The sequence below is a fragment of the Ruegeria sp. O6 genome (assembly GCF_056535045.1).
In genome coordinates this window covers 601,559-616,939 of the sequence record NZ_JBQERM010000001.1, presented here as the reverse complement: position 1 = coordinate 616,939, position 15,381 = coordinate 601,559, and the positions used below count along the sequence as shown (strand labels likewise).

Annotated in this window: 14 protein-coding genes; 6 read left to right on the top strand and 8 right to left on the bottom strand. The window is 57.9% G+C overall.

Annotated features, from left to right (window positions below):
* Positions 1 to 97 precede the first annotated feature (97 nt).
* Genes ACR0DY_RS03050 through ACR0DY_RS03040 form a run of 3 tightly spaced genes read left to right on the top strand, consistent with a single transcriptional unit; the run spans position 98 to position 2,330 of the window.
* Positions 98 to 1,159, top strand: a complete 1,062-nt coding sequence (locus tag ACR0DY_RS03050; RefSeq protein ID WP_480897787.1) for an Mrp/NBP35 family ATP-binding protein — start codon at positions 98 to 100, stop codon at positions 1,157 to 1,159.
* Complete coding sequence (locus tag ACR0DY_RS03045) at positions 1,156 to 1,854, top strand: biotin/lipoate--protein ligase family protein (protein ID WP_480485891.1); 699 nt, start codon at positions 1,156 to 1,158, stop codon at positions 1,852 to 1,854. Before ACR0DY_RS03050 ends, ACR0DY_RS03045 begins: the two co-directional genes overlap by 4 nt.
* The gene (locus tag ACR0DY_RS03040; protein ID WP_480897786.1) at positions 1,851 to 2,330 is read left to right on the top strand and encodes a DUF6505 family protein; all 480 of its coding nucleotides are present in this window, start codon (positions 1,851 to 1,853) and stop codon (positions 2,328 to 2,330) included. The genes ACR0DY_RS03045 and ACR0DY_RS03040 overlap by 4 nt, the downstream gene beginning before the upstream one ends.
* Here ACR0DY_RS03040 and ACR0DY_RS03035 read toward each other — a convergent pair.
* The 8 genes from ACR0DY_RS03035 to acs all read right to left on the bottom strand — a co-directional run bounded on the left by ACR0DY_RS03035 (position 2,327) and on the right by acs (position 11,731).
* Positions 2,327 to 2,827, bottom strand: a complete 501-nt coding sequence (locus tag ACR0DY_RS03035; protein WP_480537662.1) for a flavin reductase family protein — start codon at positions 2,825 to 2,827, stop codon at positions 2,327 to 2,329. The two genes, ACR0DY_RS03040 and ACR0DY_RS03035, sit on opposite strands and share 4 nt — an antisense overlap.
* 90 nt (positions 2,828 to 2,917) lie before the next feature.
* Positions 2,918 to 4,330 carry a 3'-5' exonuclease gene (locus ACR0DY_RS03030; protein ID WP_480537664.1) on the bottom strand — a complete coding sequence of 471 codons (1,413 nt, stop codon included), beginning with the start codon at positions 4,328 to 4,330 and terminating at the stop codon, positions 2,918 to 2,920.
* A gap of 2 nt (positions 4,331 to 4,332) precedes the next feature.
* On the bottom strand, positions 4,333 to 4,851 hold the full coding sequence (locus ACR0DY_RS03025) for a hypothetical protein (protein WP_480537666.1): 519 nt from the start codon (positions 4,849 to 4,851) through the stop codon (positions 4,333 to 4,335).
* A 27-nt stretch (positions 4,852 to 4,878) separates the two neighbouring features.
* Positions 4,879 to 6,702, bottom strand: a complete 1,824-nt coding sequence (locus ACR0DY_RS03020; protein WP_480481303.1) for a DUF294 nucleotidyltransferase-like domain-containing protein — start codon at positions 6,700 to 6,702, stop codon at positions 4,879 to 4,881.
* A gap of 108 nt (positions 6,703 to 6,810) precedes the next feature.
* Entirely contained in the window at positions 6,811 to 8,595 is a 1,785-nt protein-coding gene (locus tag ACR0DY_RS03015) for a sodium:solute symporter family protein (protein WP_480481301.1), read from the bottom strand.
* A 15-nt stretch (positions 8,596 to 8,610) separates the two neighbouring features.
* Positions 8,611 to 8,895, bottom strand: a complete 285-nt coding sequence (locus ACR0DY_RS03010) for a DUF4212 domain-containing protein (protein WP_209504901.1) — start codon at positions 8,893 to 8,895, stop codon at positions 8,611 to 8,613.
* Positions 8,896 to 9,075: 180 nt separating this feature from the next.
* Complete coding sequence (locus ACR0DY_RS03005; RefSeq protein ID WP_267364040.1) at positions 9,076 to 9,759, bottom strand: adenylate kinase; 684 nt, start codon at positions 9,757 to 9,759, stop codon at positions 9,076 to 9,078.
* Between the two features lie 7 nt (positions 9,760 to 9,766).
* Complete coding sequence (gene acs, locus ACR0DY_RS03000; RefSeq protein WP_480481299.1) at positions 9,767 to 11,731, bottom strand: acetate--CoA ligase; 1,965 nt, start codon at positions 11,729 to 11,731, stop codon at positions 9,767 to 9,769.
* A gap of 430 nt (positions 11,732 to 12,161) precedes the next feature.
* On the opposite strand from acs, the gene ACR0DY_RS02995 reads away from it, so the two are divergent.
* From ACR0DY_RS02995 to ACR0DY_RS02985, 3 genes are read left to right on the top strand one after another with little or no spacing between them, the layout of a single operon-like run.
* Positions 12,162 to 13,178 carry a C4-dicarboxylate TRAP transporter substrate-binding protein gene (locus tag ACR0DY_RS02995; protein WP_480481684.1) on the top strand — a complete coding sequence of 339 codons (1,017 nt, stop codon included), beginning with the start codon at positions 12,162 to 12,164 and terminating at the stop codon, positions 13,176 to 13,178.
* A gap of 56 nt (positions 13,179 to 13,234) precedes the next feature.
* Positions 13,235 to 13,864: a TRAP transporter small permease gene (locus ACR0DY_RS02990; RefSeq protein ID WP_480481297.1), complete on the top strand. Its 630-nt coding sequence runs from the start codon at positions 13,235 to 13,237 to the stop codon at positions 13,862 to 13,864.
* Positions 13,865 to 13,867: 3 nt separating this feature from the next.
* Positions 13,868 to 15,271, top strand: a complete 1,404-nt coding sequence (locus ACR0DY_RS02985) for a TRAP transporter large permease (RefSeq protein WP_267364043.1) — start codon at positions 13,868 to 13,870, stop codon at positions 15,269 to 15,271.
* The last annotated feature ends 110 nt before the right edge of the window (positions 15,272 to 15,381 follow it).

The window sequence follows — 15,381 nt, the reverse complement described above, 5'->3', positions numbered from 1 at the left end:
ATGAACAGAAAGAGACGGAGACACATGCAATGAGCGGCGACCAATACATGTCGACACGCACGCCCCTGTCGGCGGGGCACACCAAGGAGAGAACAGCATGAGTGTTCGTGACGCGGTTCTGGCGAACCTGAAAAAGATCACCGATCCGGTTTCGGGTCAGGACATTGTCAGCGCGGGCATCGTGCGCGCGCTGAATGTTGAGGGCGACACGGTTCGCTTTGTTCTTGAGATTGATCCGAAGCATGCCGACAAGATGGAACCTGTGCGCGCAACAGCTGAGAAGGCTGCGCAGATGGTTGAGGGCGTTGCAAATGTATCGGCCCTGATGACTGCGCATTCCGATAAGGCGCCGCCGGATTTGAAGCCGAAACCCAAACCATCCCAAACTGGACCGCAGGCCGTTCCCGGTGTTGACCGGATCCTCGCGGTTGCTTCTGGCAAGGGGGGGGTGGGCAAATCAACCGTGTCGGCCAATCTGGCCTGTGCACTGGCCGCAGAAGGGCGGCGCGTGGGTCTGCTGGACGCGGATGTTTACGGGCCGTCGCAGCCTCGGATGTTAGGCGTCTCGGGCCGCCCGGCCAGCCCCGATGGCAAGACGATCCTACCGCTGCGCAACCACGGCGTCACCATGATGTCGATGGGGTTGATGACCAATGAAGGGCAGGCCGTTGTCTGGCGCGGGCCGATGCTGATGGGGGCGCTGCAACAGATGATGAGCCAGGTGCAATGGGGTGCCCTGGACGTGCTGATCGTCGACCTGCCGCCCGGTACCGGCGACGTGCAACTGACGCTGAGCCAGAAATTCAAGGTGGACGGCGCTATTGTCGTCTCGACGCCGCAGGACGTGGCGCTGATTGATGCCCGCAAGGGAATCGACATGTTCAATCAGCTCAAGACGCCTATCGTTGGGATGATCGAAAACATGTCCACGCATATCTGTTCGAACTGTGGGCATGAAGAACACGTCTTTGGTCATGGTGGTGTCAAGTCCGAGGCCGAGGCGATGGGCGTGCCGCTGCTGGGTGAAATCCCGTTGCATCTGGACATTCGTATCGCCGCAGACGGGGGTGCGCCTATTGTGGTCAGCAAACCAGACAGCCCTCAGGCCGAGGCTTTCCGCAAGATCGCCCGCCACATGATCGCCAAAGGCACCGCATGAGCCAACCGGTCTTTCCCCCTTTGTTGACGGGTCACCCGGTTCAGGGTGGGGAAGACCCGTTTGAACGCGCCCAGGCTATGGCGGCTTTGGGCTGCGATGCGGGGGCGGTTGTTTATAACATTCAGGCCGATTACCTGCGTGTCGCGATCGTTTTCGCGCCCGAGGTGCCGCTTCGGGACGCGATGGCGATGCTGCCGCTTTGTGCCGTTGGGTTTCAGAATGCGCTGGGCGCTCTGGCCCCACCCGAAGTGGCGGTGCATCTGGGGTGGGATGGTCTGATTTGTGTGAATGGTGCGAAATGCGGTGTGTTCCGCGTTTCGGCCTCCGGGGAAAACGCGGAAGAAGAACCGGATTGGCTGATTGTCGGCTGGGAGCTCGCATTGATGCAAACCAGCACCGCGCCCGGCGAAACGCCGGATGTCACAGCCCTTTATGATGAAGGTTGTGCCGAGGTTTCGGCCACGCAACTGGTCGAAAGCTGGTCACGCCATATGCTGACCTGGCTCAACCGCTGGCAGGAGGATGGCAACGCGCCCCTGCATGCCGAATGGATGGGCCTGCTGCGTGGCGTAGGTGAGCCACTGGTTGATGGCGGTGTATTCCTTGGCACGGATGAGAGGTTTGGAATGCTGATCCGCGACGGGGTCAACACCCGCCTGCGCCCGCTGACGGAACTATTGGAGAACGGACGATGAAACTGGCCCGCGCGATCCATTTCGATGATAGCGACATGAACGTGTTCCATTCTCCGGCACGTACGGGCGAATGGTGCGTTTCGGGCGGGTTCGAGTTTTCGAACTGGAGCGGCGCGGATCTGGAAGGTAAGGCGCGTCAGGCTTTTGCGAATGGCTGGCTGGGGTTGGAAACCTTTGGCCGGGTGACATTTGTGGCGGTAACCCAGATCGAAGCGGCTGAAAGGGATCAGATCACCCGCAATCTGGCAGAACATTTCGTGCAGTATTACGGAGCGCCCTCGGTCGAAGCGGCATTGAGCGTGGCACAGAACGAAATCGATCACATGTCAGAGCTGTGTGAAGACCATGCGGCCAACACGCTGCTGACCGTCGCCAGAGAATTGTCTGAGACAGGAGTGCACGAAGCCTTTCGTGTGATCACTCCGCAAGACGCACAGCTAGAGGTTCTGGCGGTGCATGGGTCGCTGGACGACTAGAAAGGGTCGACAAACCCGCCGAACTGACCGCGCTTGAAGATCAGACCCTTGCCGGTGCGGTACATGACCTGATCCACATGACCCACAATGATCAGATGATCTCCAGCCTCGTGCCGGGCATGCAACCGGCAGTCAAACCGTGCCAGACAATTGGCCAGCTGCGGGCGATCAGCCTCGTCCGTCGTCCACTCGGCATGGGTGAAATCCACACCGTCGCGGGCAAATCTCAGCGCCTGGTCCTGTTGATCCTGAGCCATCACATGGATCGAGTAATGCGTGCAGGTGCTGAAAGTGTCGAAGCGGTTTGACTCTTTGGCCAGGCACCACAACACCAGCGGCGGATTTAGGGACACTGACGCGAACGAGTTTACAGTGATTGCACGCGGGCCGTCTTCGGTTTGCGCAGTGATCACGGTGACGCCTGTTCCGAAACATCCCAGCGCCTCACGAAAGGCGTGGCTTTGATCCGGGGTCGGTGTGAAATTCTTTTCCGTCATATCGCGCGCGTGTTCCTTGGCCGCGCATCAGGTGCCATGCGTGGCCCGGATTGTCCACGAAAAGCTGAACGGTATTTGCAAATTTCGGTGTTAATTCAGGTCTTCCAGAAGACGTCCGTGTTTGCGGGTCTGGACGATGACTTCGCCAAAGGTGTTCAGCCCGCGCGCTTGCAGAATGGGCAGCATCTTGACCAGCGCCTCGGCCGTTGCCACCGCGTCGCCCAATGCCGTATGGCGCAGCGCCTCGGGGATAGTGATGTCCAGCCGTTCGCACACTGCGTCCAGTGTGTGTGTATCGCTTGCGCCGAACAAAACAGCCGACAGCAGCACAGTGTCGAGTATCGGATGATCCCATTCGACTTCCATACGCTTGGCATGGCGGCGCAGGAACGCCATGTCGAACGGGGCGTTATGGGCTACGATCACCGCATCGCGTGAGAATTGGTGAAACACACGCCCGGCTTTGACGATATCCGGCGCGCCCTGAACCATGCGATCACTGATCTTGTGCACGCGGGTCGAGGCAGCAGGGATCGGAATGCCCGGATCAACAAGCATGTCCAGATGCTCGCCCGCAACGATCTTGCCTTTCACAACGCGGACCGCGCCGATTTGAACGATCTCATCCTTGTGCGGCAGCAAACCGGTTGTTTCCGTGTCAAAGACCACAAAACACAGATCCAGCAAAGAGCGGTTTTCGAACGCACCGTCACCCGGCGTGTCCAGCAACTCGAAGTCATAGACCAGCGGGCGGGCCTCATCTGGCGACATACGGGCAACGCTGTCTTCGAACACCAGCATGTAACCGGGTGCGTCCCCCAGTGGCTTCATTCGGGCCGAATAGGTTTGTCGGCCGTCCACGCTGGTCAGGGTGCAGAAAACATCCTTACCTGATTTGCACAACTTTCCATACGCGTCCGTCAGCCCCGTCGATTCGATGTATTCGAAGAGCGAGGCGTTCAGGCGGGGATGCGCGATCTGGGCCAGCACCTCGGCTGCCTGACCATCATACAAAACGATCTGGTGTTTCGGACTGGCCAGCAACATGGCGACCGGGATTTCGGTCAGAAGGGCAGTAAGGCGCTGTTTTTCCGCCGCCAGATGAGCGGTTTCGGCGGCCACCGCCTCGGCCGTGTGCATGGCATTTGCGGCAAGTTGCTCGGCCAGGCCGGCCGCTGCTGGGGCCAGATCGCCCAGGTATCGCGCGGCCTGCATGTCCAGATCGGTGCTGACACCGGCATGAGCGCGGGCCCGCAGTTGCGCTGAAAGCCGTTCGATCGGCTTGGCGACATTGTCGTCAAACAACAGCCAGACACCTGCGATCAAAGCCAGCAATCCAAACCCGATCAGAACCTCGGCAAAGATGAAGTCATCAAACAGGTCAGGTTGTGCGGCCCGGGCATAGGTGATCCACAGGGCGGCGGAACTGATTGATATCCCGCCGAGCGCGAGCAGACAGAAAAACAGAAATATCCTGAGCCTGAGGCTTAACCCTGTGAGCATGGTCAAACCCCGCAGGTGGCGTCGATGATGGGGTCGGCAGGCCCGGCAGATATCCAGTCTGCATTCAGCAGACGCCCGTCATCGGAAAACTCAGCACCGTCCGCAAGGTTGGCGCGACGATTCTCGGCACAGTTTACGACCACGGGCAGTTTTGAAACCGGGGCCCAGCGGCCGAAGAAGTAAAGATCGACAAGCCGTTGATCTGGCACGTTTTCGTTTGTTCGCACCGACACGGTATCGATGGCGGCAAAGCGGTCGACGAAGGGCATGGCGTAGGTCCACGGGCGGTAGAGGGCGCGGCTTTCAACCTCTTGCACGATTGCCATCTCCTTGGGAAGCTGTTCGCGCGTACGGTCATACCAGGAATATTCGCTGGAGATGGTCACAGCGATCATCCCCAAACCCGCCGCGACCGGAGTAACCCATTTCGGCAACCGCCCTCCGGTCAGCTTGTTCAGCACAAGAACGATACCCGCAAAAGCGAAGCCCGCAAAAACAGTGCCGATCAATTCCAGAAACATCGTGTCACTCCGTTCTTCAGATGCATGTCAGCCCAGCATTCCCTTGCCGTGGCCGACCGCCGATTGCATCGTTTTTACCACAACGAAGGCATCACGAAGATGACTTCGCTCAAAGTCCGAAAGATCGGAAGGTGGCAGATAATTGTCTGGTTTCTTGCCCAATTTGACCAGTTGGACCTGATGTTCAAGCCGGGTTTCGGCGATCAGATCATAGGCGTCCAGTAAGTCGTGTGCGCCCGACGCGCTGAGAACGCCATTGGCCTCAGCCGCTTTCAGGCGGGCGCGGGTATTGGCCTCGGGCAGTTCGCCTTGCAAGGCGTAGATCCGCGCCAGATCCACGACCGGAACAACACCATTGTGTTTCAGATCCAGCGTATTGCGATGTTCGCCCGACCGGATGGTCGCAAAACCACGCAGCAAACCCAGCGGCGGCGTGTGTTTCAACGAGTTCGAGATCATATGTGCGACGAAGATCGAATTGGCCCGAGCTGCGGCCAATGTGTCGGCCTGCAGGTCGGCGAACAGGTCGAACGCGCCGCCAATCGGGCGCAAGTCAAACATGACCGAGGCTAGCATCTGCGCTTCGGGGTTCGGTTTGGCGATCCATCCCTTGAAATAGTCGCGCCAGACACGCACCGGCTGACACCAGCGCGGATTGGTCGCCATCATGTCGCCGGGACAATAGAAATAGCCACAGGTATCCAGCCCGTCCGACACGAACCTGGCCAGCTTTGTAAAGTATTCCATATCCGCATCGGTCACGCCGTCATCCAACATCAGGCAGTTGTCCTGATCCGACACGCCTGTCTGCTCCTGCCGCCCTTGCGAGCCGCAGGCCAGCCACAGATACGGCACAGGGGGCGGGCCCAGTTTCTGTTCGGCAAGGGCCAGAAGGCGCCGGGTAACCGTGTCAGCAATGTCGGTGATCAGGCGCGTGACGATTTCGTGCCGGTTCCCGCCTGCAACCAGTTGCACCAGCAGCTGTGGGATTTCCGCCGTTACCCGCGCCATATCTTTGGCGGTATTTGCCTGCGCGATGCGTCGCACCAGTTCGGCCGAGTTCACGGCCTGATAATGTGTCAGGTCGGTTTGTGTGACAATACCGACCAGCCGACCGCCCTCGGAAATCGGGACGTGGCCGATGCCGCGTTCCATCATGATGTGCAACACGTCTGAACCAATGTCGCCGGGTGACAGGGTGACGGGGTTCGCGGTCATGATCTCGGAAATTGGCGTGGAAGGAGGTAGTCCGTCCGCAACGTATTTGCCCGAGATATCCCGCAGCGTTGCGATGCCCTGCAACGTGTCGCCGTCCGTGATGCACAGCGACGAGATGTGCTTGTCGCGCATGATCTGCGCCGCTTTCTGAACAGGCGTGTCTGCGGGGCAGGTGGCCGGGTTAGGTGCCATAAGAATATCAATGGAGCTGGTCGCAAGGCTTTGCGGGCTGCTGCGGTCGCCGCGTGTCCGGTCGAAGAATTTGGCGACCACATCGTGACCATCGATCAACTCGCGCACCAGATCCGGTGGCAATACTATCAGGACCGACGGAGTGTGCGCACGCGCCTTGGTGGCTGCCTTGCCGTCTTTCAGCAGCCCGCGCTCTCCAAAAGAATTGCGCAAGCCCAGTTGAGAGACAACAGCACCATTTTCATCGGTGATTTCAACCTGTCCTTCATAGATCACGAACACGCCGGGAAGTGCATGGCCAAGTTCATAGACCGAGGTGTCTTCCTCGACTTCCCAGACCTCGATCTGTTTTACGATCTGATCCAGCGCATCAGCCGGTAACGCGTCATAGGGATGAACGGACTTCAGAAACCGGGCGATTTCATCATGGGACAGGGGCATCTGATGTCTCCGATGTTCTGGTGAAAAAATCCCGCCCAGTGGTATGCCGGGCGGGAGTAGTGGATCGAAAGACGCGGTCGAAGGCAAGAGCCAACGACCGCATCATGCTCACTTGTTCTGAGCTGCACCCGCACCACGGGGAATGCGAACGCTTTCGACCAGTTCCTTGATCTCCTGCGGAGTTTCCTTGGTCATGCCAGCCACAACATAGGCGACAGCGAAGTTGACCATGGCACCGACAGCGCCGAACGAGGTCGACTGGATCGGACCCAGCAACGGATCAGCATCGGTGAACGAGTTGGTGTCCGGAATGAACAGCCATCCCTTGTGCAGGAAGATGTAGACCAGTGTAACGACCAGACCTGCCAGCATACCGGCAACAGCACCGGTGTTGTTGATGCGGGTCGAGAAGATCCCCATCATCAGTGCCGGGAAGATCGAGGCTGCCGCCAGACCAAAGGCCAGAGCAACAGTCTGTGCTGCAAAGCCCGGAGGATTCAGACCCAGCCAGGTCGCTACAGCAATCGCCACAGCCATCGCAATCCGTGCCGACAGAAGCTCGCCTTTTTCCGAGATCTGCGGGTTGATTGCGCCCTTGATCAGGTCGTGAGACACGGCCGACGAAATCGCCAGCAGCAGGCCCGCAGCAGTCGACAGAGCAGCCGCAAGACCACCAGCAGCGACCAGACCGATCACCCAACCGGGCAGGTTGGCAATCTCGGGGTTGGCCAGAACCAGGATATCGCGGTTGAACTTGGTCAGTTCGTTACCGACCCAGCCTTTTTGTTCCGCAATCGCCTGCATCGATTCAGACTTGTCATTGTAGTACTGAATCTTGCCGTCGCCGTTCTTGTCTTCCCAATCCAGCAGACCGGTTTTCTGCCATGTGGCCATCCAGTCGTACCGAGCATCATTGTCGATCTGTTCGACTGTAACGGCACCACCTTCGATGCCACCATTGGGCCACATCATGTCGGTGATATTCAGGCGGGCCATTGCGCCAACAGCCGGAGCGGTCAGATACAGCAGCGCGATGAAAACCAACGCCCAGCCAGCCGACCAGCGTGCATCAGCAACTTTGGGAACGGTGAAGAAGCGCATGATAACGTGCGGCAGACCGGCGGTACCGATCATCAGCGACAGGGTGAACAGCACCATGTTCAGCGTGTTCGAGTGATGGGCCGTGTATTCGTTGAAGCCCAGCTCTGTCACGATGCCGTCCAGCTTGGTCAGCAGCGGTACACCGCTTGCAGTGTCGCCAAACAGACCCAGTGCCGGAATCGGAGTGCCGGTCAGCTGTAGCGAGATAAAGATGGCAGGGATGGTGTAGGCGGTGATCAGCACGCAGTACTGAGCGACCTGTGTATAGGTCACGCCCTTCATCCCTCCGAACACCGCGTAGGCAAACACAACGCCTGCACCGATCAACAGCCCGGTGGTGTTCGACACTTCCAAGAAGCGGCCAAAGGCAACCCCAACACCGGTCATCTGACCGATAACGTAGGTCACCGATGCAACAATCAGACAGATCACCGCAACGATGCGTGCTGTCTGGCTGTAGAAGCGGTCGCCGATGAACTCCGATACGGTGAACTTGCCGAACTTCCGCAGGTAAGGCGCAAGCAGCAGGGCCAACAGCACGTAGCCACCCGTCCATCCCATCAGGAAGGTCGAGTTGTCATAGCCGGTAAAGGCAATCAGGCCCGCCATCGAGATGAACGAGGCCGCAGACATCCAGTCTGCCGCTGTCGCCATACCGTTGGTGACCGGGTGCACGCCGCGACCGGCGGCGTAGAACTCTGATGTGGAACCCGCGCGGGCCCAAATCGCAATGCCGATGTACAGCGCGAAGGATGCGCCGACAAACAGCAGGTTGATGGTAAACTGATCCATTATCCCCGCTCTCCCTTACTCTTCATCCACGCCGTGTTCGGCGTCCAGCTTGTTCATGCGCCAGGCGTAGTTGAAGATCAGCACCAGAAAGACCAGGATCGATCCTTGCTGAGCGAACCAAAAGCCCAGATCAGTACCACCGACGGCGATGCCCGACAGCAGCGGACGCAGCAGGATGCCGAATCCAAATGACACCAGCGCCCAGATCACGAGGCTGATGTAGATGAGGCGCAGGTTGGCCTGCCAATAGCCCTTATCGGCTTCGGCTGCCTGCGCGGAGTTTGTAGATTGATCCGCCATTGCGGGTTCCTCCTTCGCTTCCTCGTTTGGCGGCCCGGTGCCCAACTCCTCCAGTGCGTCGGTCCGCTTCTCGACAATGCCCGACACCGTGTGGTGTCAGGCAAAACTCCACCAGTCCGCCAAAGCGGTCTTTTGAAGTATTCTTTTTAGGATCAAAGCCTTGCGGCTTATCTCCTCCCCTTAACTCATCACGTCGCTGACGATCCCTTCGAGATCGCCCGCGATATCCTCGATCCTGCCCATGGCATTGATGCGTTTCAGAACACCGTGACCGTCGTAATAGGTGATCAGCGGCGCGGTCTGCGCATGATAAGCTGCCAGACGCGAAGCCACGGTTTCAGCGTTGTCATCCGCGCGGCGCTTGAATTCGGTGCTGCCGCACTTGTCGCACTTACCGTCTTCGGCAGGCTTCTTAAACTGGTCGTGGTACCCTTCACCGCAGCCCGCGCAGGTGTAGCGGCCCGAGATGCGGATCACCATTTCGGCATCTTCCACTTCCAGGCTGATTGCTGCGTTGATCTTTTGGTCATTGGACGCAAGCAAACCATCAAGCGCCTCGGCCTGAACCGTTGTGCGTGGGAACCCATCCAGAATGACACCCTTGGCGCAATCTGGTTGCGCCATACGGTCGCGCAGGATCGCAATGACGATCTCGTCACTGACCAGATCACCGGCTTCCATCACGGCTTTGGCGGCTTTGCCTGCGTCGGTGCCTGCGGCAACGGCTTCGCGCAGCAGGTCACCCGTGCTGAGTTGAACAAGTCCGAATTTCTCTTCCAGCATCCGGGCCTGCGTGCCCTTCCCGGCGCCCGGAGGGCCGAGAAGGATAAGTACTGCGGGTGTGGTGATCGTAGCAGCGTCCATCACATCCTCACTTGCCCGCGCGGTTTTCGATCAGGTCTTCGACCACCGACGGGTCGGCCAGTGTCGAAGTGTCACCCAGCGAACCGAAATCGTTTTCGGCAATCTTGCGCAGGATGCGACGCATGATCTTGCCCGAGCGTGTTTTGGGCAGGCCCGGGGCCCACTGGATCACATCGGGGCTGGCGATCGGTCCGATCTCGGTCCGGACCCAGGTGCGCAACTCCTTGCGGAGCTCTTCGCTTGGTTCACGGTCATTCATCAAAGTGACATAGCAATAGATGCCTTGCCCCTTGATTTCATGAGGATATCCGACAACAGCGGCTTCTGCGACGGCGGCGTGTGCTACCAGTGCGCTTTCCACCTCGGCCGTTCCCATGCGGTGGCCGGACACGTTGATCACATCGTCCACGCGCCCGGTAATCCAGTAGTCGCCATCCTCATCGCGACGGCAACCATCACCAGTGAAGTAGTAGCCTTTGTAATCCGAGAAATAGGTCTTTTCGAACCGCTCATGATCGCCCCAGACGGTGCGCATCTGGCCGGGCCAGCTGTCTTTGATGCAGAGCACACCCTCGACACCATTGCCTTCGATCTCGACGCCGGACTGCGGATCCAACACCACTGGTTCGATGCCAAAGAACGGCTTCATTGCCGATCCGGGCTTCATTGCATGGGCGCCGGGCAGGGGGGTCATCAGGTGACCGCCGGTTTCCGTCTGCCACCATGTATCCACGATGGGACATTTGCCCTTGCCGACCACTTCGTTGTACCAGTTCCAGGCTTCGGGGTTGATCGGTTCACCCACGGTTCCCAGAGTGCGCAGATCGCTGAGGTCGCATTTCTCGACAAACTCTTTGCCCTGACCCATCAGGGCGCGGATCGCTGTGGGCGCGGTGTAGAACTGGTTCACCTTGTGTTTTTCGCAAACCTGCCAGAAGCGCGACGCGTCGGGGAAAGTTGGAACGCCTTCAAACATCAGCGTGGTCGCACCATTGGCCAGGGGGCCATAGACGATATAGCTGTGGCCGGTCACCCAGCCCACATCCGCAGTACACCAATACACGTCGCCTTCGTGATAATCGAAGGTGATCTCGTGCGTCATTGCGGCGTAAACCAGATAACCGCCGGTTGTGTGAACAACGCCTTTTGGCTGACCTGTCGAGCCGGAGGTGTATAGGATGAACAACGGATCTTCGGCGCTCATTTCGGCAGGCGCGCAGTAGTCGTCCGCCTCAAGGGCCATTTCGTTGTAGTCAAAGTCACGACCGTCGATCCAGGTGGTCTGGCCACCGGTCCGTTTGACGACAAGGCACTTGACCGTATCCTTGCAGTGCAGCAGCGCCGCGTCGGCATTGGATTTCAGCGGCGTTTTCCGACCACCGCGCGGAGCCTCGTCCGCTGTGATCACAACCTTGGCGTCACAGCCATTGATCCGGGCAGCCAGTGCGTCCGGCGAGAAGCCCGCAAAAACAATAGAGTGAATTGCGCCGATCCGCGCACAGGCCAGCATGGCATAAGCGGCCTCGGGGATCATAGGCAGATAAATGACGACGCGATCGCCTTTGCGCACACCCATAGATTCAAGGATGTTGGCCATGCGGCAGGTGCGGCGGTGCAGTTCTGCGTAAGAGATATGCTGAGCCGGGTCATTTGGATCGTCCGGTTCCCAGATGATTGCCGTTTGATCACCGCGGGTTTTCAGGTGGCGATCCAGACAGTTGGCCGAGACATTCAAGGTGCCATCAGCATACCAGTTTATTTTAACCGAACCGAAATCGTAGTTAACGTCTTTGACCTGGGCGAAGGGTTTGATCCAGTCAACGCGCTTGCCTTGCTCGCCCCAGAATGCGTCGGGGTCACTGATCGAAGCGGCGTACATGTCGGCATATTTTTCGGCATCAACATGCGCACGGGCGACGGTTTCTGCGGATGGCGGATAGGTCTTGGCATCTGCCTGGGCAGCGGTGGTCATTTTTGAGGCTCCTCCCTCTGGACTGGATTGCGTTGGGACATTTTTTGCCACTTGGTCCGGCAATGTCGATCCCGTTCCTCCCCAAGGTCGAATATTACCGAGTTCTGAAAATAAATAAATAAATTGCCGGAATCCCTGAATTTATTTGTAAAAAAATTTCTAACTGCGGCCACATCTAGTAAAGAAAAAGCGCAAATTTCGTAAAAATCTTTTTAAAGTAAATGGATAGGTGTAACACATGCCCTGTTTGCAGTACTTGACACATGCGGGGGTCAGTTCACGAACACCTGGTTTTCCTGCATGCGCAATCCAATCGGGAACTTCTTCTGATACCAGCGGAAAACCAAGGCAGGGTTGGCACAGTAGAATGTTGGCGCTAGCTTGATCCTCAAGCGCCTCGGGAGGAGGCGCATCAATGGGAGATCAAATGATGAAAAAGATGTTGAGCGGCGCCGCTGTCGCCGCCCTGAGCTTTGCCTTTGTCGGTGAAGCTTTTGCTACTGAGTGGAACGCATCGGTCTGGGGTAAGCGTCGTGCCTTCACTGAACATGTTGAAAAACTGGCCGAACTTGTTAGCGAAAAAACCGGTGGTGAATTCACCATCAATGTCAGCTATGGCGGGTTGTCCAAGCCGCGCGAAAATCTGGACGGCATTGAAATCGGCGCCTTCGAGATGGCTCAGTTCTGTGCAGGTTACCACCGCGACAAAAACCGCGCGATTACTGTTCTGGAGCTGCCCTTCCTTGGCGTGAACAACCTGCAGGAGGAGGTGGCGGTCAGTCATGCGGTTTATGACCACCCCGCAGTCAAGAATGAGATGGCGCAATGGAACGCCCGCATCATCATGACCTCACCGATGCCGCAATATAATCTGGTCGGCACTGGCGAGCCGCGCGATGAACTGGCTGATTTTGACGGAATGCGGGTCCGTGCAACTGGCGGTTTGGGGCAAGCCTTCGAGGCGGTCGGAGGTGTTCCGACATCAGTTCCCGCAACCGAGGCGTTCAATGCCATGGAATCCGGTGTCGTCGACACCGTGGCCTTTGCCCAGCACGCACACCTGTCTTTCGGAACAATCAACGAAGCCGACTGGTGGACGGCAAACCTGAACCCGGGAACGGTAAACTGCCCGGTCGTGGTCAACATTGACGCCTATGAGGCCCTGCCAGCCGCGCATCGCGAGGCGCTGGATAGCTCGATTGATGAGGCGATTGACCACTACCTGACAAATTACGACGGATTGCTCGAGCAATGGGACAGCGTTCTGCAAGAAAAGGGTGTCCAGAAAGTCATGATTGATGATGCCGTGATTGCAGAATTCCGCACCAAAGCAGCCGACCCGATCCGTGAAAAGTGGATCGCGGAAATGACGGAACAGGGGCTGCCAGCGCAGGATCTTTATGATCTCGTGCAGATGACGCTGACGCAACAGCGCGGCGGCAACTGATCCTGAGCCCGGGTGCCTGCCAGGCACCCGGTACACGAATATTGGGGAACACTAGAATGGCAGGACAGGCCACAGTGCTGGTGGACGGAAGCCGTCTGAGCCAGCTGGATCAGCAGTTGTTGAAACTGGAGCGTTTTCTGGCGCTCATCAGCGGTTTGGCAGTATTTGGCTTGATGGTCCTGGCCGTTATCTCGGTCAGTGGGCGCAATGCTCTGAATGCCCCATTGCCGGGATATGTTGACTGGATCGAACAGGCGATGCCACTGATCGCATTTCTGGGCATTTCTTATGTTCAGCGCGATGGCGGCCACATCCGCATGGACATCGTTCTGTCGCGCCTTCACGGCAGAGGGTTGTGGCTGTTCGAACTTGTCTCGGTGGTTTTGATCCTGCTTCTGATGCTTGCACTGGTTTGGGGCAGTTGGTCTCACTTCGACCGCTCCTTTGACTTGGGCGCACCATTGTGGAGCCGCGACAGTTCCATTGATATCGGAATTCCATTGTGGCCGGCGAAACTACTGGCCCCCATCGCGTTTTCCGTACTGTGCCTGCGGCTTGCTTTGCAGGCTTGGGGCTATGGCCGCGCATTATGGCTGGGACTGGAAGCTCCGGTGGCCGTTCCGTTGATACAGGACGCGGCAGCACAAGCAGCGGCTGAGGCCGAACAGTTCGAAGGGCAGGACTGATTTATGGACACGATAGAAATTGGCCTCTGGGTCACGGGCGGGCTTCTGGTCTTTGTCGTGGTCGGCATGCGCGTGGCCTTCGCTGCGGGCTTGGCCGGGCTAATTGGACTTGTTTGGATTTTTTGGGCCAAGTTTGGGTATGATCCGGCGCGGTTCGGTAAAGCGCTGACTGTTGCGGTCAAAACCGCCGGGCAAGTGCCGCATTCCAAAGTTGCCTCTCATACTCTTAGCCTGATCCCGACCTTTATCCTGATCGGGTATCTGGCTTATTATGCAGGTCTCACGCGGGCGTTGTTTGAAGCTGCCAAACGCTGGGTCGCCTGGGTTCCCGGAGGGTTGGCGGTTTCAACCGTATTCGCCACCGCCGGTTTCGCCGCGGTTTCGGGTGCCTCGGTTGCCACCTCTGCCGTCTTCGCCCGCATCGCGATCCCGGAAATGCTGAAGGTCGGCTACAACAAACGCTTTGCTGCCGGTGTGGTGGCCGCCGGAGGAACGCTGGCCTCGTTGATCCCACCATCGGCCATTCTGGTGATCTACGCGATCATCGTCGAGCAGGATGTCGGTAAGCTGCTTTTGGCGGGGTTCATTCCGGGTGCGTTTTCCGCGATCATCTATGCCGTGCTGATTGTCGGGATCGCCGTGATTTTCAAATCCGTCGGTCCCCCGGTCACAGGCTTTACATGGAAACAGCGCTTTTCGGCCCTTCCCGGAGCCATTCCTATTGTCGCCGTCATCCTGATCATCATCTGCTTTGTCTATAACCCATTTGGTGAAAAAGCGTGGGGCACGCCGACGGAAGGCGGCGCAATCGGCGCTTTCATTGTCTTCTGCTTCGCCCTGTTTCACGGGATGCGTTGGAGCGAGTTTAAATCCGCGCTGCTGGAGACGGCCAAGCTTACCGCAATGATCTTTTCGATCATCTGGGGCGTTCTGATCTATGTGCGGTTTCTAGGGTTTGCAGATCTTCCCGGCGCCTTTTCAGACTGGATAACCAGCCTTGAAATGTCACCCATGATGATCCTGATCTGCATTCTGCTGGCTTACGCGGTGCTTGGCATGTTCATGGATGCGATAGGAATGCTTCTTTTGACCTTGCCTGTTGTTTATCCGGCGGTCATGGCGCTGAACGGTGGTGAAACGGTCAGTGCTGCAGACAGTGCGTTTGGCATGTCCGGGCCGATGTGCGCGATTTGGTTTGGAATTCTGGTCGTCAAAATGGCCGAATTCTGCCTGATCACACCGCCCATCGGACTCAACTGCTTTGTCGTCGCCGGGGTGCGACCGGATTTGAGTGTTCAGGATGTTTTCAGGGGTGTGACACCCTTTTTCGTGGCCGACGCGCTGACCATAGCAATGCTCGTGGCTTTCCCTGGTATTGTACTCTACCTGCCATCGCTTGCGGGGTAGGTAGGATGCGAGGCTCTGCCTCGCGCTCCGGGATATTTAAAGCCAGATGAAGAACGGATCCCCTGCTTCATCTGGCCAATAAATATCCCGGGGGAGGCGTCCGGCACGGG